Below are 22,038 nucleotides of genomic sequence, written 5' to 3' on the forward strand. Positions count from 1 at the left end.
GCGGTCAGAAACGATCGTCGTCGGACACCAGGCGGGCGCGACGGTGATCAAACTCCTCGTCGTCGATTTCGCCACGAGCGTACCGTTCTTGGAGAACAGCGAGTGCGCTGTCATCAGTATGGCCGTCCGTAGGGGACCGCGTTGTCAGCCAGTAAACGGCGTAGACTGGGAGGGCGATCAGAAGTGCCATCCACAGGAGCCCGAACAGTATCATCCCCCAGCCCCAGCCACCCCAGCCGGCCATGTGGCCGCTGTTCCACATGCCGTCGTGCCAGCTCCACATCATTGATTCTGGGACGGTCGCGTGCGTTAGCGCCATTCCGGCGACGACGGCCAGAGTCAGTGCCCCAACGACGATGAATCCCAGAGAACGAATCCCGCGTGCTTGAATTGGATTTTGCATTGTTGTACTCCCAACGGTCTCGGCGTGGTTAGCCGAGGATGTATTCGAGGGCGGGGTAGCGCTCGACGAGCGTCTCGCCGCCGACGTCGTAGTTCTCGATGTACTGGTCGAGGCCCAGGATGCGGCCCGCGGCGAACGCGGCGACCGCGAGGAACACGAGCATGTACGCGAAGTCCCCGTTGATGAACCCGTGACCCATGTCCCAGTTGCCGAAGTAGAACATGAGCATCATCAGCGCGCCGAAGAACGCCGCGAGGCGGACGAACGCGCCGACGAGGAGGCCGAGGCCGATGAACAGCTCGCCGTACGGCACGGCGACGTTCGCGAACTCGACAAACCACGGCGTCGAACCCATCCACGCGAACAGGCCCGCCAGCGGGTTGCCGTTCGTCGCCGCAACGTTCGAGAGGTAGCCGCCGGCCGCGAACTCGCCGGTGATCTTCGTGAAGCCGGAGTACGCGAACGCGTAGCCCATCATGAGACGGAGCGCCAGCACGAACCACGCGCTGAGGCTGTGGACTTTCCCGCCGACGGTCAGGCCGCCGACTCTGCTCTCAAGCTGGTTCATGCCGGAGTCGAGTGTGGACATAATTATTGCACCTTCAACTATCAGTAGGCGGGTAGAGACGATATAATAGCGAGCCGGCGTTCTGAGTCAGAAAACCGGCGGGCTATATTACCCTCCTGTAGCGAGTACGGACGTGTGACTGAGGAGGCCGACCCGTCGGACATCTTCGCCACACTCGACGACGAGTACGCCCGCAACATCCTCGTGGCGACGAAGACCGACCGACTCTCCGCGAAGGAGCTCAGCGAGGAATGCGATATGTCACGCCCGACCGTCTCGCGGCGTGTCACCCGCCTCGTCGAGCAGGGCCTCCTCGAGGAGTACACGCACGTCGACCCCGGCGGACGGCACTACAGCGAGTACGAGGCGCGACTCGAGCGTGTCGAAGTACTCCTCCAAGCAGAGGGCTTCGACGTGCAGATCGATGTTCGGCCGGACCCCGCCGACCGGATTACGTCCATCTTCGAGGAAATGCGGGGAGACTGACTCATGGAACACACGTTATTCGTCATCGGCAAGCTGTTCACGACCGCCCTGGCGCTGGTGATCGCCTACCAGGCCTATCGCGGATACCAACGGCATCACACGCAGTTACTCCTGTACGTCGCCGCCGGCTTCGCATTGGTCGGGCTTGGCGGCCTCCTTGAAGGCGTCCTCTTCGAACTCCTCCAGGTGTCGATCTTCGAAGCAGGATTCGTCGCAGCACTCGTCACCGCAGCCGGGATGCTGTCTATCCTCTACGCCCTGTATGCCCCGAATCCATAAGGATTCAGGACGCCCATTCGACAAGCGGCCTCTGCGCGTCGTGCCCGGTTCGAAGCCGCTACTGTTCGGACTCCCCTCGTTCTCGATAGTGTAGCGTCGCAGTGGGAGTTATATCCATATCGGTCGTACCATATCGTATGATTCGAACACTCGTCGGTGTCCTCGGCGCTATCTCAGCGCTGTTCCCGGACGAAATCGTCGAGCTCTTCGAGAAACTCGCGATTTCGAATCCAGACGAGGGAACAGTGAGAGGGTGGATACGTCCAGCAGTCCGGTCGGAGGGTGTTCTGATAGCTGCGCTTTCACTCTTTAACGGGCGAGCATACGCGTTGCTGATGAATCTTACCGGCGTGTTCGGCGCGATAGTCCTCTTATTTCCCGACCTGTATCAGAGATTTGCCACCGCGTTCCTGTACGAGCGTCCAGAGTCGATAGAATGGAACGAGCGATTCCGCTTGGGCATTCGGGCTATCGGCGCACTCTATGTCTTTTTAGCGGCGAAGACGTACAGGGAGCGTCACAACGATACTTGAGCCTTCTCGCTATTGACACCTGGCGCATCCGATGTCTAGTTCGTTACGGCCGCAGGTATCGCTTTGAATCTAAAGTTTGAGCCCCACGATATCAGTATGATCGAAGGGGAAATCCGCTAAAGAGAGGAGGCCGTGTGTATCCCTGTATGACGACGACGATCATCGTGGAAGGCATGACGTGCGGTCACTGTGAGCAGACGGTCGAAGAGGCCCTCGAAGAGGTATCCGGCGTGACTGACGTGACCGTCGACAGGGAGAGCGAACAGGCGAGCGTCGATGGCGAGGTAGAGGTCACGACCCTCGTGGAGGCCGTCGAAGACGCCGGATACACCGCTCACGCCTGAAAGTAGTTCTCCCCCTCGCCAGGAACCCCAGTTTACTCCCCCATCAAGGAGATGATTGACGCCGTCCAGCCCTAAATTGCGGATTTACTTGCGACGTTAACGGACAAGATAGTCCGGATATTCGAAGCCAAGTACTGAGATATTTCACAGGCAAACTGCAAATCCGTAATGCTTTAGGGTTGTTTTCGGTGGTCTCGTCGCTCCCAAAAACGAGCGAGAGGACCATGGGAAATCGAGCCTTCGATATACTGTCTTCCCAGCTCTGTAATCCGGTATTTTCCGCGCTCAACCTTTATGACAAACCCGCGGTTTTCAAGTTCACTAAGCCGGCGGTTTACTTCCTCACGACTGTAATCAATATTGTACGCTATAATTGTAGGAGTTAGAATCAGCTCCTTTGAGTGGAAGAGGCCGAGAATAGCATCGTCAATCGGCATCATCCATTCATCCTGCTGTCGAACCTGAATCGGTTCTTGGAGAAAAACATCTGCCCACGCGTCTCGGCGCAGGTCGTTTTCAAGTGGATTATAGAGACCAAAAATGACCAAGAGGGCTGCAACTCCGTGTACCCAATGAACCAGTGACGGGAATAATAGCTCAGTGATTGGCCCACCAATCAGGAATAGTATCAGTCCAGCGACAGTGAGTAAGAGGAACCGATGGTAATCTACGACAGTGGGCTTGAAGAACAGAAAATAGAAGACCCCGAAACCTGTTATAAGGCCAACTGCGAGGTTATAATAGGTGAACAGAGAGTTTTCGAGCACCGCTAATCACCCTTCTACCGCGCTATTCTTGATTTGCTGATGGGTTGCGATAACTAACCAAAGAAAGATAGCCACGATAGTATAGAGGGCGCTTCGAATAGTGGCAAATAGTACGGTATCTGGTTCAAGGATGAACAGGATAACGTGATACACGATCGTCGCGGTCATCGTTACTGAGAGAAGCGCAATGACCGTACCAAAAGGGGATTCACGGAGAATGCGCCAGAAAAAGAGCGCTAAGAGCCCGGCTCCTGTTCCACTCATGATCGCAAAAATCGCGCTGAGTGTGTGAATCGTAGAATCGACCATAGTCGGGCTACGGTCCCAACAACCTTTAGTCCAGTTGCAAAATCCGTAGGCTGCCGATCACTTTTCCCTTGGAACGTCAAAGAGACGTCTCTAACACGGTATTAATAGGAAAATCGGATCTGCAGGACCTGCTTCTCTAGATATCACTCCCGACGATGCAGGGGAAATACGATATTACTCTCCGTCTCACCTATTGTGTAAATCAGGGTTACGCAGCAATAGGCCGTCTCACTAGTTCTCGTTAGGGCTCGGGGTGCTGATAACAAAGTGTGGTCGCGTTAGATGAGATAGTGAAATGGCTCTGACCCAGATCGACCACGTAGGCGAGAACGAACAAATGGCTGAATGTATCGATAACTGTCTCGCAGCGGCCCAAGCATGCGAGTGGTGCGCTGATGAGTGTCTCGGTGACGAGGAGATGGAAGAGTGTGCCCGTCTCTGTCGAGACGTCGCTGATCTCACTACGCTGCACGCGCGCTTCATGGCACGGGACTCGAACTACAGTCCGCAGCTCGCCCAGGCCTGTGCCGGGGCCTGTGAAGAATGTGCTGAGGAATGTGAGCGTCACGATGCAGAACACTGTCAGGTCTGTGCTGAGGTACTCCGCGACTGTGCGGAGACCTGCCGCGAGATGGCTTCATAAACGTAGAGTTCCATAACTGTCCATATTTGTTGGACCCGTTTTCATGGATACACCAACGAAGTCTATTACAGTCTTCACCGGGGCCCTCGGGATCTGGCTCATGGCTTTCCCGTTCATAGTGGGCTCACCGTCTCCTGCCAAGTGGAACGACGTAGTTGTAGGTGGAATGATCGCCACATTAGCAGGGTATAATTACTCACGTGAGCGAATACAGGGTGGACCCAGCAAGGGAATTTCTGGGATACTCGTGCTGCTTGGCGGGTGGCTTCTGTTTGCCCCGTTTGTCACCGGAGTCACTGGAGGTCTTCTTTGGAATGACGTGGCTGTCGGCGTTCTAGTGACCGCGTTTGCAGGATACAACGTGTACGTAGCCCCGTCTGAAGAACAGACGGTTACTCATACGCCAACCAATGATACCTGAATTCCCAGCTACAACTGACCGTGTAGATGCCTTTCAGACAATGAGCGCCCACACGGGCAACGTTCGAAAACAGCGCGGGGTGAGCTAGTAAATGGATATCTGGAAATTGGTAGCGATGGGTGTCGCTGCCATTGTCGCGATTCTCGTCGCTACACAACCGGTCTTCGTCGTCGGGCTGACGTTGTTCGACTACGGGCAGGCACCGAGTGAATCGTACACCACGATGCAGACTAAGGACGTGAGCAGATTCCCTGTCAATGATCCACAGCGCCAGAGTGAACTCACTGCCCGGGCTGCACGGCCACCTGACTCAGGTCTCAATTATTCAACTGTGGTTCGTGTTCCCGAGAACGACTGGCAGACGGCTATGGCGGCATCTCGACTACGGGCGAGCGAAGACGCTCTTCTCCTCTTCGGGAACGCCACTCCCCCCAGTAGCGCAAATGGAACGAACACGTCCAGCGTCTCTACTGTTGACATCTCTGGTGGAAACCCCGCTGAGACAGCCGCTTCTATCGCCACCCGTGGGAACGGATCTGACGACATCAGTCAGAACAACGTCATCATTGTGAACTCTGACGAGCCACAGTGGGCACTGCCCGCTGCCGCCTGGAGCGCCTACTCTGGTGACCCAATTCTATACGCGAACGAAGACGGAGTCCCAGATGCCACCCAAGAGGCAATTGAGGAACTGAACGCCTCACACGCCTATGTCCTCGCACCGCCCGGCCTCGTGAGTGACGAAGCGCTCTCTGACCTCAACGTCGAGTGGACACGAGTTTCAGGGGACACCCCACAGGACCACGCCATCGAGGTGGCAGAGTTCCGTGATGAGTCGCGAGACTTTGGCTGGGGAATCCATGAACGTGATAAAGTCGGTTACTACAACTTTATGCTCGTCAATCCCAGTGAGCCCGAGCACGCAGTCTCGTCGACAAATCTTCAGTGGGGGAAAGCTGGCCCAATCCTACTCGTCAACGATGACGGGAGCCTGCCAGCGGTAACTGAAAACTACGCGTGGCAGTCACAGCCGGCCTGGTTCTCGACCCCCGCAGAAGGGCCGTTTAACCACCTCTTCGCAATGGGGTCGACGGATCAGGTTTCCTGGGTGTCCCAGGGCCGGCTCGATTACGCGGTTGAGATCACGCAGTACCGCCATCAGGGGGCCGGCCTCAGTCCGCTAGAATCGCTCGCTGCGATCTGGGCCGGGTTCAGTATCCTCGGGGCGTCGTTTGTGTTCGCCCATGCACGTCACCGGCTACCTGAGATGAACGACTGGACGACGATGGTCTGGCCGCTGCTAACCCTTGTCCTTGGCCCATTTGGGCTGGCCCTCTACTGGCTCTCCTACAGGGGAAGACAGATCGTTACAACTGATCAGGGACCACGCGTCCTCCGCCCGTACTGGCTTCGAGCAGCCACAGCGACTGCAATGGGCGTTGGCTTTGCTGCAAGTACGATGATCGCGACGGGGTTCCTCCTCAACTACTTCGGCATACCGATGATCGTCCTCGACGGGCCACTATTCTGGCTCGGGAACGCGATGACGATCCTCATCGTGCTCGTGTACGTCATTGCGTTCCTCGTATCGTGGCTCGTCTTCCACATCCCGATGCTAAAGGACTCACAAGGGCTCGATACCGGATCGGCAGCGAGGAAAGGTGCGAAGATCGTCGCCGTGAGCATGACGAGTGTCTCTGTCGGAATGATGGGCGGAATGTGGGTACTCATGATGCTCAACCTACCAATGATGCCAGGAGACGACAACATCCTCTGGTTCGGCGTGATGGTGTTCGCTACGCTGGTCGGGTTCCTCATTGCTTGGCCAGTGAACGGACTGCTCGTTCGGAAAAACCTCAAACCGGGTGGTGCACTGTGAGCGACCGTAGTCGCCGGACGTTCCTGCGCGATCTCGCCGCGCTACCAGTTGGAGCAACTCTTGGGGGTGCCGCACTCACGTATCGGGAAGTCCGGTCCTCAGGCGAGCGTAGCCAGGGCGGACCCGCGTCGGCTGACTTCGACGAGGAGACCGTCACGAGCATGACGACCCGTCTCGCCGGGAGTAACGACTACGAGACGGCGACAGCGTTCACACAGAACGTCTATCCCGCCATTAACGATCACACCCGACCGGGGGCAGCGATTCTCATCAGCGACAGCGATCTCGCTGCAGCACTTCCCGGCGTGGCGTTCATCCATCACCCTATCGACGGTGCGGTCCTCCTGACGGAGCCGGACTCCTTGCCGGAGGTAACGCGCGAGGAGATCGAGCGCCTCCACCCGGAAGGCGTTCACGTCGACGGAAACATGCAGGTGTACATCGTCGGGGGCGAGCGCTACATCAGCAGTGACGTTCAGCGGACCGTCGAACAGATGGGGCTGAAGACCAGACGTATTGAGGGAGACACACCGATCGAAGTCGCGGCCAATGCAGATCAGTACCTCAGTACGATTCACGCCAACCACCGGGACACCACGTTTATCGCCGATCTCGACGATCTCCAGACCGCCATCCCGGCGCAGTCCTGGAACGCTCACGGCGGTGACGGCTTCCTCTACATTGACGGGAACCGCATCCCCGAGGCAACCCAGGAACAGCTTGAAGCCCGCTTCGACGAGGCATACATGTACCTCCTCGGCGACGAGAGCAAGATCAGCGAACAGGTCGCTCGCGACCTCGCACGTTTCGGCCACGTACAGCGAATCCCGAGGGGATCTGATCCGTACGAACTAAGCGTCGGCTTCGCCGGGTACAAGGACATCGGACGGAATCAGGGGTGGATCTTCGGCGAGTGGCCCCGTAACATTGGTTGGGGGATCGCTGAAAGCGGTCACAACTTTATCTTTGCGAACCCTGACAACTGGCAGACGGCACTCCCGGCGTGCGTCGAAAGTCATCGCGGGAAACACGGACCAATGCTCCACGTCGAGCAGGATACAGTACCAGACGCCGTTGAGAACTATCTCACAAACCTCACTCGGCCACACGAGTCCGCGCCGTATGACAGGAAGTACAATCACGGATGGATCGTTGGGGACACAGATCAGATTAGTCAACGAGTCCAAGCCCAGCTCCATGCAATGCTCCAAGAACCACGAGGTGACCAATGAGACGAATCGTCGCCACATTCGATGATTCCGAGGAAACAACAGAGGCCAAGCAAGCACTCCGTGAAGCAGGCTTAGAACCCGATGAGCCGGATATCGATAATCCCTTCTTCGATCCAGCCACAAAGATGCCAGAAAGACGGGGACTTCTTTGGGGTGGACTACTTGGTGGACTCATCGGTGCTGTACTGCTATTTATGATGGATCAGAACATGTTCTGGATTCCCCGTATCAGCCCAATTATGACCGCTGGCCAGTACATGCTTATCCTCCTCGGGTTCGGGCTCGGTGCCGCAATCGGTGGATTTCTTGGGGGTGTAGTAGGCACGTCTCGCCAGGTTACTGCACTGGATCAACCGAGAGTCGCTGTCATGGTCCCGGATAATCGCGTGGGTGAAACGGAGGATCTCCTCCGGGATCAGGGTGCGACAGCAGTCGACGGTACCGTCACCCACCACGAGCATCCCCAGCAAACACAGGCAAAATCAAGTACCTCTACTGACTGAGCTTCTCCCTACGTTCGTTCTGTGACTTTCGTTCCCGCTACGTCCTCGGTAGTTACGACCGTTCATAGTGAAAGAGGTAGGTTTGGGCATAACCAGCATACTCGCCGAACCGATCCCGAAACGCAGTAGCTGTGGCGTCATATGAGTCCGCCACATCACCGGGGTAGTAGCGCTCGATAAGTCGCCGTGTCCACGTATCGATTGGAACTGCTTCGAGGTGTCCAAAGGCAAACAGCGAAACACAGTCTGCTATTTTGGGACCAACGCCCGGGAAGGACTGAAGATCTTCATGGACCTCTGCGTACGATCTGTCGCGTAGGAACGCCTCCGTAATATCCCCGTCTGCAACCATCTGAGTCGTCCGTTCAACGTATGGTGCACGGAATCCCAGACCGAGATTTCGGAGGTCGCTTTCCGATGCGGCCATCAACTGGTCAGGGCGGGGAAAGGCATAGTACGTGGACCCATCAACGTGGACGGGACTACCAAACTCCTGTGCGAGGCTACTCTGGAGGGCGTGAATCCGTTTGACGGGCATCCGTGCTGAACAAACAAACGAGATCAGACAGGGGAAGAACGGATCACGAACGACTCGGAGGCCAGGATACTGGCGTTTGGCCTTTTCGAGCGTAGGTTCCTCGGGGAAGCTGGTAAAGATTTCGTCGAGATCGTCGTCGAGTCTGAGTTGGCGACGTAGAATGCCAGCTGCATCCGTTGTTGCTTGCCAGTCTAACCGACCTGATTGCTGCCGTGCGAAGACAAGGTCATCCTCAACGACCGTGTAGTACCAGTGACCGCCACCAGACACAGCTGTTTCCTCGTACATCCCTCCATCAACACGTTGCCAGAGAAATGATTGGGCGCTCTCAAGTGTCGCCTGTAAATCAAGTCGGCCAACACTACCCGGAATTGAAAGTGAGCCCGAATACATCGCCTTCTGGTGAAGTTGATATGGTCAGAACTCACTCGTCGACCAATCGTGGTCTTGAGCTACTACCTAGCTGATCTCCTCAATACTGGTCGTTTCCATCGACCCGTCCTGTTCTTCTCGCTGGACACGGAGTCGTATTCCTTCCTCCGTGTCGCTTCCCTCCACGGTATTCACTATTTTCGGAGTCGCTTCCGAGTCTAGAACAGTCAACCGATCGTCTTCGGTTACGATACCATAGCCACTTTCGACACAGTGACCCATCAGCGCACACTCCCGCGAATGCGTACGAGCCTTTTCGAGGAGCTCATCGCGAGCGTTTTTCCGGATACATCCAACGTCGATAACGTACCCGTCGAGGGTCTCAGAAGCCATGGTGTCCCTAGTGTCCTGCCGCCTTTGGATGTTTGGGCTACTCATCAAGTTCACGTTCTGAGAGGGGGCTATTTGCAGGCCCATTGAGGACTGAGCCATCACAGGCAAATCGAGAGCCGTGACAGGGACAATCCCAAGACTGCTCACCGTCGTTCCAGTAGACGAGGCAGCCCATATGCGAGCAGATCGCTGACACTGAATGAGTGTCGCCATCCTCGTCACGGTGTACTGCGGTCAGTCCGTCATCAAGCTCGAGAACAGCCCCATCCCCTTGCTGGACCGACTCAACGTCGCCGGACTGCGGATGCTCCGTGTAGTCTTCGAGGTAGTGTTTCACGTCGTGTTGATTGTGGTGAAGGAAGGGGTCTGCTGACGCGTTTTCATTGAACCGCATCGGCTGATAGACGTCTTCCCATTCGCTCTGTCCATCGACGATAAGATCTGAAAGCAACATCCCTGCGACGATCCCGTTCGTCATCCCCCAGCCGCCAAATCCCGTAGCCGTGTACACGTTCTCCGACTGGGGTCCGAGAAGGCCGATGAACGGGACTCGATCAATGGAGACGAAGTCCTGTGTCGACCAGCGATACGCAATCTCGTCGACGTTCAGGCGGTCGAATGCTTCCTGTTCGAGTTTCCGGTAGCGATCAACTGTACTATCACTATGGCCAGTTCGATGATTTTGTCCTCCGACGAGGACCATCGATTCCTCGCCAGCAGGGTGCGGCCGAACCGAGAAGTACGGATCTTCCGGTTTGTAGTGCATTCCTGCCGGCGCGTCACCCTGCAAGCGTACCGCCAGCACGTAGGAGCGCTTGGGATACAATCGCTCATAGTACCGTGCACGGTCGAACACCGGGAAGTGCGTCGCGACGACCACCGCATCTGCGGTGATCGACCCGCAATCGGTCGATACCTGACAGGGACTACCATCCTCGACGTCCATCGCTGTCGTGTTCTCGAAGATGTAACTGCTCTCTCCTGGGATTTCTTCGGCCAGTGCGAGAAGGTACTTTCGAGGATGGAATTGTGCCTGATCGTCGAGGCGGATTGCTGCTTCAATGTCAAAAGGCAGGTCCGTAGACTCTTGGAATGAAGCAGCGAGACTCAGTTGCTGAGCGGCATCGACTTCGGCCTGAATTTGGTGGCGGTTGTCGGAGGATTCAGTAAAGGTGTATGCGGCTGTCCTTTTAAAGTCGCAGTCGAGGCCCCGGTCCTCTACCGTGGCCTCGACGTGGTCGATGGCGGCTAGGTTCGCCTCAGCGTACTGTCGGGCCCGTTGCTCGTCGAAATATTCGATGAGATGGTCGTAGATGAGGCCATGGAGAGCCGTCAGCTTCGCTGTAGTATGGCCAGTCACTCCTTCGAGAATGTGGTCACGTTCGACAATTGCGACTGATTTTCCCGCTTCTTGTAATTCAGCGGCGGTAGTGATACCTGCGATGCCACCGCCGATGATGGCGACGTCGACCTCAATTTCTCCGTCGAGGGTGTCGTACTCTGTTTTAGGTGTCGTCTCTATCCACAACGATTCATGTGCGCCCTGGAGTGGGGGTTGGGAAGTACCATCGTTTGAGTCCATCTTGAGAACCTCCGATAAGCCACGACGTATGGCATCCTATAGCACGACCGCGGCGTCAATAAACCTGAGGACCGTCTCTCCTGTATGGGGCGAGCAACTGTTGAAATGAAGGACGAGGCGTTCGATCCAGTTCGGAAGTTGGTAGCACCGGGGACGACGGTCATCTGGAGAAACACTGGGTCAGCCGACCACGTCGTTGATAGTGTACAGTTTCACGATACCGCAGACCAGTGGCAGTTCCGCACGCAAACCCTTCGATCCGGGGATAGCGTCGTCTACGCATTTGATCAAGAAGGGATCTACGAGTACTACTGCGGCCTCCAGGGAGAGGAGATGTGCGGGGTGATTCTCGTCGGCGATGTCTCACTCTCCAATTCACTTCCCTGTGAATGACGAAGAGAGTGGTACGCAGTTTGCTACCCTAAGTCCCCTTATAGATGAACCCTGGGCAAAGGAAGTTTCCCGCGAGCAACCGTACCTAGAGATATGACGACGACCGAAGAGCTTGCCAAGTTTGTTCAAGAGGTCTCCGCTGAGGGACTCTCCGAGGACACACGGGAGGAACTGAAAAAGCGCGTACTCGACTCGGTCGGGATCGGGATTAATGCACTTGGGGCAGATCCGGTGGAGGTCGTCCACCAGACGGTCCAGCGAGCTAATGCTGGCGACGACTGTACGCTCTGGGGACGTGACGAGACCGCATCGGCGGTTGGAGCCGCGATGCACAATACTGCGCTGACGCGCTATCTCGACTTCATGGACTCCTTTCTCGCGCCCGGCGAGACGCCCCACCCGAGCGACAACATCGGCGCGGTCGTCGCTGCTGCTGAGGCCGTCGATGCCTCTGGCGAGGAACTTCTAGAAGGAATCGGTGTCGCGTACGAGGTCCAAGGCGAACTCGCCTGGAATGCCCCAGTCCGTGACAAAGGTTGGGACCACGTGACCCACACGGTCATCTCGGCGACCTGCGGCGTCGCGAAGGTACTTGATCTCGACGTCGAGACTACCAGAGACGCCATCGGCATCGCCGGAACCGCCCATAACGCCCTCCGCGTAACCCGCACCGGCGGCATCAACGAGTGGAAGGGCATCGCCTCGTCCAATGCCGCCCGGAACGCCGTCTACGCGGCCCTATTGGCCAGTGACGGGATGGAGGGGCCCAAGAACCTCTTTGAAGGGCAGAAGGGCTGGAAGCAGACTATCAGCGGTGAGTTCGAGGTCGACCTCGATCCAGGCTGCACGCGCGTTCACGACGTCATGACGAAGCGATACGTCGCTGAAACGTACGCCCAGTCTGCCGTTGAAGGCGTTATCGAACTGGCGGAGCAAGAGAATCTCGATGGGAGTGACGTGGAACTCATTGATTTAGAAACGTTCGCCGGCGCGAAGCTCATAATCGGTGGCGGCGAGGGTGATCGCCACACCGTCGAGACGAAGGCCCAGGCCGATCACTCACTCCCGTATATGCTGGCAGCAGCACTCCTCGACCGGGAGATGGGGAACGCCCAGTACGAGCCAGAACGTATTACTCGAGATGATGTCCAGTACCTTCTCCGGCACGTCACCGTCGAGGAGGACGAGGCATTTACCGAGCGGTTTGAATCCGGGGAGATGCCCGCTCGCGTAACCGTCGAACTTGAGGATGGCACTACTCACGTGGTCGAGAAGGACGCCTTCCAAGGCCATCCAACGAAGTCGATGAGCTGGGATCAGGTCGAAACGAAATTCCACGATACGGCCGGCACTCGACTCGACGAGGATCGCCGAGACAAGATCATTGCAACAATTAAAGACTTAGAGTCGACAACCGTCTCCAATCTCGTCACCCTGCTGGCATAGGGTGCGTGGCATTACTCACTAATATAGCATGATTAGTTTTCCTTGGTCTACGGCAGATCCCGCCCCTCAAGCATAGATCGAACTGGTTGCTGCCCCACTCACTAAGGACTCAGAGACCGAAGCCACAATCGAATTATGGTAGACCGTACGTTCGAGTTCCTACACCACAACGAGCGCGAGGAGAAGCCCAGAGAGAAGGGAATCACGGAGATCCGTGGGCCATATTATGACCCAATGGGCCCGCGCGAGCTGCGCGACCTCTTAGAGACGATGGGGCAGTACGTCGACATCTACAAGTTCAGCGGTGGATCGTTCGCGCTGATGCCCGAGGAGGCGGTGACGGAGCTGATCGACGTTTGCCACGAGTTCGACGTCAAGGTGTCCACGGGCGGTTACGTCGAGAACGTCCTGATCCGGGACAACGACAAGGTCGAGCGGTACTTCGAGGAGGCCGAACGGCTCGGCTTCGACATCGTCGAGCTCTCTAGTGGTTTCCTGGCTATCGGGACCGACGATATGGTGCGGATGACGGAGATCGTCGCGGAGGACTACGAGATCGACCCGAAGCCCGAGATCAACGTCCAGTTCGGCGCTGGCGGCGCGACGGACCCGGATGTCCTCGAGGAACAGGGCCAGCAGGACCCCGAGCAGGCCATCGAGGAGGGCAAGCGCCACCTCGAAGCGGGCGCTGACCTCCTAATGGTTGAAGCGGAAGGCATCACCGAGGAGGTTAACGAGTGGCGGACTGACGTGGCCTACCAGATCGCCAACGGGCTCGGCATCGAAAACCTCGTCTTCGAGGCGCCCGGTCCGGAGATGTTTGAGTGGTACATCAAGAACTTCGGCCCAGAGATTAACCTGTTCGTCGATAACTCCCAGATTGTTGAATTGGAATGTATGCGCTCTGGCCTTTGGGGCAAGGCGACGACGTGGGGCCGGACTGTCACCTGGAAGGGTGATGAAGAGTAACTAGACTAAGAATCGTATTACCGGTTCTTAGGGAACTTTCCCGCTGGGAAATGTATGAGATAACGTAACTAATTCCGTTGAGGCCCAGATACGATGAGTGATACACCTATGACAGAGACTGTGGAAGCACTGTTCTCCCAATGAGGAGACTACCATTGATGAACAACCAACTAATCACAGACCAAGGTGATTCAGGGATAGTCTCTCAGATAAGACCATTCCAGAAGCAAGACATCCCCCGATTCTACCCAATGGGTGGATAGGGATGGAACCAATACTTCTCATAGTCGGTATAATCCTGCTTGCCAGTGTTATCGTTGATCTCCTCTGGACGACACTCTGGGTTGAGGGAGGCGCCGGCCCGCTGACCTCCCTGTTGATGGCAAGGACATGGCAAGTGTTACGACGGGTTGGGGAGCGAAATTCACGAGTTCTCACTCTCTCGGGACCGATAATCCTCACTCTTGGCCTAGCGACGTGGATTACACTGCTCTGGGGTGGATGGGCGTTCATCTTTGCGAGTGGTGAGAGCTCAATTATCGATACCGTGAACCGAACCCCTGTTTCCTGGTCAGATTGGATCTATTTCTCTGGATACACAATCTTCACATTAGGAAACGGGGATTTCGCCCCACAGGAGGGTGTCTGGCAGATTATGACGACTCTCGCGACGGCGAGCGGGATGCTTTTTATCACACTCAGTGTTACGTATATTCTCAATGTTCTGAGTGCAGTCACGCAGAAACGATCTTTCGCCAATGGCGTAAGCGGACTTGGTGAACACAGTACCGAGATTCTACTTACGAGCTGGAACGGCGAGGAGTTTGAGGGACTCGAATTACCTCTTAATACTTTTACTTCCCAACTGAACACACTTACGTCGAATCACAAGGCGTACCCGATACTCCATTACTTCCACAGCAGACAAACCGGCCAATCACCGATTGTGAGTGTTGCCATCCTCGACGAGGCATTGTCAATGCTCCAGTTTGGGCTTTCCAAGCGGTCTCATCCAAGCGACACAATTCTCAAAAACGCCCGATCGAGTGTCGAGAGCTATCTAGAAACGCTCCGAGAAGCATACATCGAGCCTGCTGATCGTTCCCCACCGTCACCAAACCTTGATACACTCCGAGAAAAAGACCTTCCGACTGTCTCTGACGAGGAGTTTACTGCAGCACTTGCAGATACAGATAAGCGGCGACGAACCCTGCTCCGTCTCGTAGAATCTGACGAACGTGAATGGCCCTCCCAGGGAAATAAGTGATGGAGTGCTGTCGGTTTTGTATATTGACATAGCATAAAGAGGTAGTCTACCCAATGAGATCCGAATTGCCCACACACCCAACTCCCTGCAGGTTAAACTAGTACCTAAGAAGCCAATCTATGGACGACCACGATCACTCAAAGGACTCTGAGAAGTCGTCGGATCAACCACCTGCTGGCGGTAACCACCACGACCATAATCCTGAAAGTGATGCCGGCTCGGATGAGGAGGTCTCTCGGACCGAGCAGTCACTGCTTGAGGAGGAAGCCGAGGACGCAGATGAGGCCGAACAGGAACTACATGAACGTACCGAGCACCAAGTGGATCACGGAGATGAGGGACACGACCACGGCGACCACGGTGGAATGCACGAAGGGCACGAGCAGATGTTCCGTCGGCGCTTCTTCGTCTCGACACTCCTGTCGATTCCAGTCCTCTTGTACAGCGAAATGCTGCAAGAGTGGCTCGGGTTCTCTGTCCCAACGTTCCCAGGTAGCGAATGGATCAACCCCGTCTTCGCGGTCATCGTCTTCGCGTACGGTGGGATGCCGTTCCTCCAGATGGCGGTACCGGAGCTGAAAGATCGGTCGCCGGGGATGATGACGCTCATCTCGATGGCGATCACCGTCGCGTTCGTCTACAGCCTCGCGAGCGTGGTCTTCCCGACGCAGTCGGCGTTCTTCTGGGAACTCGTCACCCTGATCGACATTATGCTGCTGGGGCACTGGATCGAGATGCGGTCGGTGCGACGGGCCTCGAGTGCGGTCGACGAACTGGCGAAGCTGATGCCGGACACCGCCGAGCGGATTACCGACGGCGGCGACACTGAGGAGGTCCCGGTGAGTGAACTCTCCGAGGGCGACCTCGTACTCATCCGGCCGGGTGCGAGTGTCCCTGCTGACGGCGTCGTCGAAGAGGGAGACTCCGACGTCAACGAGTCCATGATCACGGGCGAATCGAAACCGGTCTCGAAAGACCCCGGCGACGAGGTCATCGGTGGGACGATCAACGGCGACGGCAGCCTCCGCGTGCGCGTCGGTGCGACGGGCGAGGAGACGACGCTCGCGGGAATCATGCGCCTCGTCGAGGAAGCCCAGCAGAGCAAATCCAAGACACAGGTACTGGCCGACAGAGCGGCAGGCTGGCTGTTCTACGTCGCCCTCGCGGCGGCAGTCGTGACAGCAATCGCGTGGACGCTCGCGGTCTCATTCGACGCAACGGTCATCGAGCGCGTCGTCACAGTGCTCGTCATCGCCTGCCCGCACGCACTCGGGCTCGCCATCCCCCTAGTGGTCGCAATCAACACGTCATTGGCGGCTCGCAACGGGATGCTGGTCCGGGACCGTATCGCGATGGAGGAGGCGCGGAACCTGGACGCCATCATCTTCGACAAGACGGGGACGCTCACCGAAGGCGAACACGGCGTCGTCGACATGGCGACCGTCGAGGGCGTGGAAGAAGACGACGCTCTCGCGCTGGCAGCAGCCGTCGAAAGCGACTCCGAACACATGATCGCGCGAGCCATACGCGAGGCCGCCGACGAGCAGGACCTCACCGCACCTGACGCGACCGACTTCGAGGCGATCAAAGGCCGAGGCGTCCGTGCGAACGTCGACGGAAATGAGGTGTACGTCGGCGGGCCAAACCTGTTAACCCAACTCGATAGCGAGATACCCGACCATCTCCGCCGCTTCGCTGACGAGGCGGGACAGAACGCTCAGACGGTGGTATACCTTGTTCGTGAAGGCGAGCTGATTGCCGCGTTCGCGATGGCTGACGTAATCCGTGAGGAGAGTTTCCGTGTCGTCGATACCCTCCACGATCTGGGCATCGAGGTGGCGATGTTGACTGGGGACTCCCAGGATGTCGCCAAAGCTGTCGCCGACGAACTGGGCATCGACACGGTGTTCGCGGAGGTCCTCCCCGAAGACAAGGACAAGAAAGTCCAGGAACTCCAGGACCAGGGGAAGCTCGTGGGGATGGTCGGCGACGGTGTGAACGACGCGCCGGCACTGACGCGGGCCGATGTCGGCATCGCGATCGGGAGCGGCACCGACGTCGCCGTCCAGTCGGCCGACGTCATCCTCGTTCAGAACAACCCGATGGACGTCGTTCGGCTCGTGAAACTCAGTAAGGCGAGCTACCGGAAGATGCAAGAGAACATCGTCTGGGCGGCCGGCTACAACGTGTTCGCGATTCCGCTCGCAGCAGGCGTCTTGGCACCGATCGGGATTCTGCTCTCCCCCGCTGTGGGTGCGCTCCTGATGTCGTTGAGTACGGTCATCGTCGCCATCAACGCTCAGCTGCTCCGCCGCGTGGACCTGTCCATCCCCGAGCTTCCAAGCGGGACACCAGCGACTGACGCACAACCTGCAGACTGAACCGCTCCCGATCGCTTCGGAGCTTCTTTCAATTGAGTTCGGTTGATGGACAGCAAATGGCGACACTGCGTAATTTCGGTGGGTATCGCTATGCGGTCACCGATTCCACAGTTTTCCCGAGGGGTACGTAGTTTGGTATACACAGACGCTTTCTCTGATGGGCTATATTGTTGCGCCAGCACTAGGTTTATACCGTTAGACGGACTTCTTTCCAATATGAGCCTCGAAGAGACGGTTGACTACCTCGCCGAGGAACTCGACCTCGAGCGAAGTGAACACGTCCGTGAGGTTGGTCAGTCGGTCGCCGAGCTTCGCGACTGATCAAAACATTTCTCTGAAGTCTCGTTCGACCAGTCCGTTCTCCAGATACGTGATGAACTCTTGTTTCGTTGGTCCTTGACGGTCAAGTAGATCGTCCCGTCCTGCTCGTTCGAGAACTGCCTGCGCGAAGTCCGTACAGTGAGATTCGTGCTGCCCAGCATACTCTGTGAGGGCTTCTCGCCAGTGCATATCCAGCTCGAACTCGGCTAATCGGATTTGGATCCCATCTTTCCGTTCGACGAGGTCGACGTCCAGCTCTTCGAGTTGCTTGAAACGGAGGTTGTTTCGGCGGACAGTAATGAGCCGCTTGGAATCGACGATGTAGGGATCGACCCACTCTCGCCAGGTATCGTCGTCGACGTGTGTTCGTGGCATCTCAAAATCCGGGTCCACACTCTCAATACAGAACTGCAGCATCGCGATGCCAGTTCGATGATTCGCATTCGGGAGGGAATGTCGGAGAATCAAATTCGACATCACCTCTCCAGCGACGGTCGGAAGTGGTGCTCCCCAGGAGACGTGATCGAGTGCCTGCTGGATCTTTTGCGGTTCGAACTCCTTGTAGAGCCGGAACTCATCCTCATCTCGAACATCGACCGCGGCTTCGAGCAACTCTACTAATCGGAATGCGACAACCTGCCCAGCACGGGGGAGGTCACGAATACGATCGCTCAGCCATTCCTGATCAAAGTCGATATCTTGCGCTGATTCGATCTCTGAATCGCCTTCATAGAGCACATAGACCGGAGCTTCGAAGGGGTACCCGATGAGCTTTGTCGACTCGTCGGATTGCTCTTGCTGAGACCGGATCTCTGCTACCGATGCCGAGCTATATTTGAGTGAGAAATTCTCGGCCTGTGGGTGATGATAGAAGACGAGCCGAGCCATCTCAATGCGTATTCGTGGGAAGTGGGTAAAGCAGTCCCGCTTTGATATTGAGTTCTACTCGCCTGGTTCTACGACGTAGTGGGTGCGTTCACGTCCTCTAAATACTGGCTTTCCCACTCACGTCGCGCCTCGATCTCCCGCACTCCGCGTTGTGTGACCGTGTACACGTTCGTCCGTTTGTCGAGTTCACCTTTCTCCAGGAGGCCTTTGCCGACGAGGTCGTCGAGGTTTGGATAGAGCCGCCCATGATTGATCTCTTGTTCGTAGTAGTCGTCGAGTTCGGCCTTTACTGCGAGCCCGTGTGGTTCCTCGAGCCCGGCGATAACGTACAAGACGTCCCGCTGGAACCCGGTTAGATCGTGCATCCGTCTGCTCCCTATTTTTGAGGGATGGCATATGTTCTCTCTGGTACTCAGAAGCAGAGCTTCGGATCGAGGATATCTACCAGTACACTCGTCTCCAAACAGCGCTTAATACCCATGCCTCTGTATCACCGGTAATGGCGCTTCGGCCGAGGTCGCCGTTGAGGTTCCATGGCTGTGCTCGGTCAGCTGTCAGCCGGTGGTAATCAATTGTGTCTTCATCTCAATCCTCATCTTCCACGTGCGCGCTTTGTGGTAGGGCTGTCCCTGACGATAGAGTCGTGGGTGAGAACGACACCGTCTTCTGCTGTGATGGATGTCGAAACGTCCATCGAGTACTCGGTGGCGATGGAGTCCACAGTCGGATGGACCCGACAGACGACCCCATGCGCGAGTCCGGTGCTGGGGCGGGCGAACGCGATGCGGATACCCCTCGATTAGGGTCTGAGGAACGAGCTTTCTTTCAGGTCGACGGGATGCACTGTGCGACGTGTGAAGCATTTCTTGAATCAGTCGCCGAGGACTGCGAGGGTGTTGTAGACGTGGCAGCAAGCTACGTCACCGAGACGGTTCGTATCACATACGACCCTGATCGCGTCTCGAAGGAAACTCTCTGTGATACCCTGAGTACACTCGGCTATTCGGCAACCCTCCGTGCTGGAGGGAGCGATGACACACCGACTATAATCGGACAGTCGCGCCGGTCGGACGAGCCGAATGAACGAGGGATTGACGAGGTGCTGGGATTCCGTTACGCTGCTGGCGTCATTTTCGGGACGTTCATGCTCCTCCCATATGCGGTCCTCCTCTATCCGGCGCAGCTCTCGTCGTTCTTTGGTGAGGGGACGCTCGATATGTACGCGAGTACGTCCGGGATCGGCGGTGGAGATGGCCTGTTGATCCTCCCGCTCTTTCTCGTTCTGACGGGTGTCGTCCTCGTGTTTACCGGCCTGCCGCTGTTACAGGGTGCGTATGTCAGTCTGAAGATGCGACAGCCGAATACGGACTTTCTCGTCGCGATCACCGTGGTGAGCGCCTACGTGTACAGCACGATTGCCTTTCTCCTCGGTCGACTCGACGTTTTCTACGACCTCACGATCGTGGTTGCCGCGAGTGTGGTGGCCGCCATCTTCTACGAATCACTGAGCAAGCAGCGAGCGATGGATCGCCTGACGAATCTCACTATCTCCCACGTCACCGAAGCCAGGCGGTATGGCGCCGATGGGACGACGATGGTCGACGTACACAGTCTGGAACCCGGGGAACGGGTTCTCGTCCGTGAGGGCGAACGCATCCCAGTCGATGGTGTTCTCGCTGAGAGTGAGTGCACGGTCGATGAAGCGATCGTGACGGGCGAGTCGCTCCCGGTATCGAAACAAGCTGGGGACGAGGTCGTCGGCGGGGCGGTCGTCACAAATGGGGCTGCTGTCCTCACGGTGAGCGATGGGACAACCAGTAGTATCGATCGCCTCGTCACCTCTGTCTGGAATCTCCAGAGTGGGGATCACGGTGTCCAGCGGCAGGCCGATAAGCTCGCGTCAGTCATCATCCCGGTCGTCGTCGGTGGGGCGGTACTCGCTGGATTGGGGTCGCTTCTGGTGGGGACTGGTATTCCCGTCGCCGTCCTGACGGCGCTGGTAGTTCTCTTAGTGGGATGTCCGTGGGCACTTGGCCTGGCAACCCCGCTCTCGGTGGCAACCAGTATCGAACAAGCGGTAGAGCGGGGCATCGTCATCTTCGACGAGACAGTCTTCGAGCGCCTTCGGAACGTCGACGTCGTCGTCTTCGACAAAACAGGGACTCTCACGACCGGCCAGATGGATGTCCTCGAGGTGGATGCACCGTCGGATCTCCTTGAAACCGTCGCGGCCCTCGAACAGCGAGCATCCCACCCAGCGGCCGACGCAATCGTGAATACGTTTGCACAAAGGAATCAGGAGGGCGATCGCTCAAGAGCCGATGGGGGGGTTGCCGATGGCAGTGACCACGAGTACGCAGCGGACATCACCGAATTCACGAGCCACGCGACCGGCGTCGAAGGAGTCGTCGAGGACACGCGCGTTCTCGTCGGGAATCTCGATCTCTTCGCGGAACTTGGGTGGTCGGTGAGCGAGCAGATCGAGACGCGTGCCGCAGAGGCACGAACGGCCGGTCACCTTCCGGTCGTCGTCGGTCGTGACGGTCATGCAGAGGGCGTCGTCGTCGTGGGGGACGAACCACGGGCAGGTTGGGATGACACACTCACGCAGCTGAATGACCGTGATATCGAGATCGTTGTTCTGACCGGTGATGACGAGGCTGCTACTGACTTTCTCGACAGTCATCCTGCCGTCGATCACGTGTTTGCGGGGGTCCCGCCGGCAGGCAAGACCGCGACGATCCGGCGGTTACAGTCCCGGGGACAGGTTACAATGGTTGGTGATGGAACGAACGATGCACCGGCTCTTGCGACCGCAGACCTGGGAATCTCGCTCGGTGGTGGAACGGCACTCGCGTCCGATGCCGCGGATATTTCTATCGTCGATGATGACCTCGCGGCGGTGGAGACGACGTTCGATCTCGCAGATGCAGCTCGTCGGCGTGTCAAACAGAACAACGGGCTAGCGCTGCTCTATAATGGGGTCACGATGCCACTCGCAGCGACGGGGTTGCTGAATCCGGTGTTCGCGATGGGTGCGGTCGTGGCGACCGGCGGTCTCCTCGCAGCGAATTCGTTTCGAGACCTGCTTCACGAGTAGCGGCACCAACCCAGCGAAGCG

The 22,038-nt window shown here is 57.1% G+C and carries 24 protein-coding genes; 15 read left to right on the forward strand and 9 right to left on the reverse strand.

What is annotated here, in order from left to right; genetic code table 11:
• Window positions 1-4 precede the first annotated feature (4 nt).
• Both E4S61_RS22625 and E4S61_RS22630 read right to left on the reverse strand, forming a co-directional pair.
• Window positions 5-403, reverse strand: a complete 399-nt coding sequence (locus tag E4S61_RS22625) for an SHOCT domain-containing protein (protein WP_089649904.1) — start codon at window positions 401-403, stop codon at window positions 5-7.
• Between the two features lie 28 nt (window positions 404-431).
• Window positions 432-992: a DoxX family protein gene (locus E4S61_RS22630; RefSeq protein ID WP_011222420.1), complete on the reverse strand. Its 561-nt coding sequence runs from the start codon at window positions 990-992 to the stop codon at window positions 432-434.
• Between the two features lie 114 nt (window positions 993-1,106).
• On the opposite strand from E4S61_RS22630, the gene E4S61_RS22635 reads away from it, so the two are divergent.
• From E4S61_RS22635 to E4S61_RS22650, 4 genes are all read left to right on the forward strand, one after another.
• A complete protein-coding gene (locus E4S61_RS22635) occupies window positions 1,107-1,457 on the forward strand; it encodes an ArsR/SmtB family transcription factor (protein WP_049938495.1) in 351 nt (116 codons plus the stop codon).
• A 3-nt stretch (window positions 1,458-1,460) separates the two neighbouring features.
• On the forward strand, window positions 1,461-1,736 hold the full coding sequence (locus E4S61_RS22640; protein ID WP_004515576.1) for a DUF7521 family protein: 276 nt from the start codon (window positions 1,461-1,463) through the stop codon (window positions 1,734-1,736).
• Window positions 1,737-1,873: 137 nt separating this feature from the next.
• Entirely contained in the window at window positions 1,874-2,269 is a 396-nt protein-coding gene (locus E4S61_RS22645) for a hypothetical protein (RefSeq protein ID WP_004594583.1), read from the forward strand.
• 146 nt (window positions 2,270-2,415) lie between these two features.
• Window positions 2,416-2,613, forward strand: coding sequence for a heavy-metal-associated domain-containing protein (locus tag E4S61_RS22650; protein WP_134671634.1), 198 nt, complete (start codon window positions 2,416-2,418; stop codon window positions 2,611-2,613).
• Between the two features lie 173 nt (window positions 2,614-2,786).
• Here E4S61_RS22650 and E4S61_RS26390 read toward each other — a convergent pair whose 3' ends face one another.
• Both E4S61_RS26390 and E4S61_RS22660 read right to left on the reverse strand, forming a co-directional pair.
• Window positions 2,787-3,380 carry an ArsR family transcriptional regulator gene (locus tag E4S61_RS26390; RefSeq protein ID WP_167599472.1) on the reverse strand — a complete coding sequence of 198 codons (594 nt, stop codon included), beginning with the start codon at window positions 3,378-3,380 and terminating at the stop codon, window positions 2,787-2,789.
• Between the two features lie 6 nt (window positions 3,381-3,386).
• Window positions 3,387-3,689, reverse strand: a complete 303-nt coding sequence (locus E4S61_RS22660) for a hypothetical protein (protein WP_134671635.1) — start codon at window positions 3,687-3,689, stop codon at window positions 3,387-3,389.
• A gap of 295 nt (window positions 3,690-3,984) precedes the next feature.
• On the opposite strand from E4S61_RS22660, the gene E4S61_RS22665 reads away from it, so the two are divergent.
• The 5 genes from E4S61_RS22665 to E4S61_RS22685 all read left to right on the forward strand — a co-directional run bounded on the left by E4S61_RS22665 (window position 3,985) and on the right by E4S61_RS22685 (window position 8,367).
• Window positions 3,985-4,332, forward strand: a complete 348-nt coding sequence (locus E4S61_RS22665) for a four-helix bundle copper-binding protein (RefSeq protein WP_134671636.1) — start codon at window positions 3,985-3,987, stop codon at window positions 4,330-4,332.
• A 43-nt stretch (window positions 4,333-4,375) separates the two neighbouring features.
• Window positions 4,376-4,753 (forward strand): SPW repeat domain-containing protein, encoded by a 378-nt coding sequence (locus tag E4S61_RS22670; protein ID WP_134671637.1) that lies wholly within the window; start codon window positions 4,376-4,378, stop codon window positions 4,751-4,753.
• A gap of 91 nt (window positions 4,754-4,844) precedes the next feature.
• On the forward strand, window positions 4,845-6,632 hold the full coding sequence (locus tag E4S61_RS22675) for a DUF4396 domain-containing protein (protein WP_134671638.1): 1,788 nt from the start codon (window positions 4,845-4,847) through the stop codon (window positions 6,630-6,632).
• Complete coding sequence (locus tag E4S61_RS22680; RefSeq protein WP_134671639.1) at window positions 6,629-7,864, forward strand: cell wall-binding repeat-containing protein; 1,236 nt, start codon at window positions 6,629-6,631, stop codon at window positions 7,862-7,864. Before E4S61_RS22675 ends, E4S61_RS22680 begins: the two co-directional genes overlap by 4 nt.
• Window positions 7,861-8,367, forward strand: a complete 507-nt coding sequence (locus E4S61_RS22685; RefSeq protein WP_134671640.1) for a hypothetical protein — start codon at window positions 7,861-7,863, stop codon at window positions 8,365-8,367. The genes E4S61_RS22680 and E4S61_RS22685 overlap by 4 nt, the downstream gene beginning before the upstream one ends.
• Before the next feature lie 52 nt (window positions 8,368-8,419).
• On the opposite strand, the gene E4S61_RS22690 is transcribed toward E4S61_RS22685, so the two are convergent.
• The 3 genes from E4S61_RS22690 to E4S61_RS22700 form a co-directional block, all read right to left on the reverse strand.
• Window positions 8,420-9,298, reverse strand: a complete 879-nt coding sequence (locus E4S61_RS22690) for a DNA-3-methyladenine glycosylase family protein (protein WP_134671641.1) — start codon at window positions 9,296-9,298, stop codon at window positions 8,420-8,422.
• A gap of 66 nt (window positions 9,299-9,364) precedes the next feature.
• On the reverse strand, window positions 9,365-9,715 hold the full coding sequence (locus E4S61_RS22695; RefSeq protein ID WP_135306178.1) for a hypothetical protein: 351 nt from the start codon (window positions 9,713-9,715) through the stop codon (window positions 9,365-9,367).
• Window positions 9,708-11,252, reverse strand: coding sequence for an FAD-dependent oxidoreductase (locus E4S61_RS22700; RefSeq protein WP_134671643.1), 1,545 nt, complete (start codon window positions 11,250-11,252; stop codon window positions 9,708-9,710). Before E4S61_RS22700 ends, E4S61_RS22695 begins: the two co-directional genes overlap by 8 nt.
• A 105-nt stretch (window positions 11,253-11,357) precedes the next feature.
• Here E4S61_RS22700 and E4S61_RS22705 point away from each other — a divergent pair, with 105 nt between their 5' ends.
• From E4S61_RS22705 to E4S61_RS22725, 5 genes are all read left to right on the forward strand, one after another.
• Window positions 11,358-11,645: a cupredoxin domain-containing protein gene (locus tag E4S61_RS22705; RefSeq protein WP_134671644.1), complete on the forward strand. Its 288-nt coding sequence runs from the start codon at window positions 11,358-11,360 to the stop codon at window positions 11,643-11,645.
• Window positions 11,646-11,738: 93 nt separating this feature from the next.
• On the forward strand, window positions 11,739-13,091 hold the full coding sequence (locus E4S61_RS22710) for an MmgE/PrpD family protein (RefSeq protein ID WP_134671645.1): 1,353 nt from the start codon (window positions 11,739-11,741) through the stop codon (window positions 13,089-13,091).
• A 135-nt stretch (window positions 13,092-13,226) separates the two neighbouring features.
• A complete protein-coding gene (locus tag E4S61_RS22715) occupies window positions 13,227-14,060 on the forward strand; it encodes a phosphosulfolactate synthase (RefSeq protein WP_134671646.1) in 834 nt (277 codons plus the stop codon).
• Window positions 14,061-14,325: 265 nt separating this feature from the next.
• On the forward strand, window positions 14,326-15,327 hold the full coding sequence (locus tag E4S61_RS22720; RefSeq protein WP_134671647.1) for a potassium channel family protein: 1,002 nt from the start codon (window positions 14,326-14,328) through the stop codon (window positions 15,325-15,327).
• Window positions 15,328-15,692: 365 nt separating this feature from the next.
• Window positions 15,693-17,708, forward strand: a complete 2,016-nt coding sequence (locus E4S61_RS22725) for a copper-translocating P-type ATPase (RefSeq protein WP_134671677.1) — start codon at window positions 15,693-15,695, stop codon at window positions 17,706-17,708.
• A gap of 321 nt (window positions 17,709-18,029) precedes the next feature.
• Here E4S61_RS22725 and E4S61_RS26875 read toward each other — a convergent pair whose 3' ends face one another.
• The gene (locus E4S61_RS26875) at window positions 18,030-18,917 is read right to left on the reverse strand and encodes a hypothetical protein (protein ID WP_134671648.1); all 888 of its coding nucleotides are present in this window, start codon (window positions 18,915-18,917) and stop codon (window positions 18,030-18,032) included.
• Between the two features lie 68 nt (window positions 18,918-18,985).
• Window positions 18,986-19,282 carry a PadR family transcriptional regulator gene (locus E4S61_RS22735; RefSeq protein WP_004594579.1) on the reverse strand — a complete coding sequence of 99 codons (297 nt, stop codon included), beginning with the start codon at window positions 19,280-19,282 and terminating at the stop codon, window positions 18,986-18,988.
• A 362-nt stretch (window positions 19,283-19,644) separates the two neighbouring features.
• Between E4S61_RS22735 and E4S61_RS22740 the strand changes: the two genes are divergently transcribed.
• Window positions 19,645-22,017: a heavy metal translocating P-type ATPase gene (locus E4S61_RS22740; protein ID WP_004594578.1), complete on the forward strand. Its 2,373-nt coding sequence runs from the start codon at window positions 19,645-19,647 to the stop codon at window positions 22,015-22,017.
• Window positions 22,018-22,038: the final 21 nt, after the last annotated feature.

Source organism: Haloarcula amylovorans (assembly GCF_004681185.1).
GTDB classification, from domain to species: domain Archaea; phylum Halobacteriota; class Halobacteria; order Halobacteriales; family Haloarculaceae; genus Haloarcula; species Haloarcula amylovorans.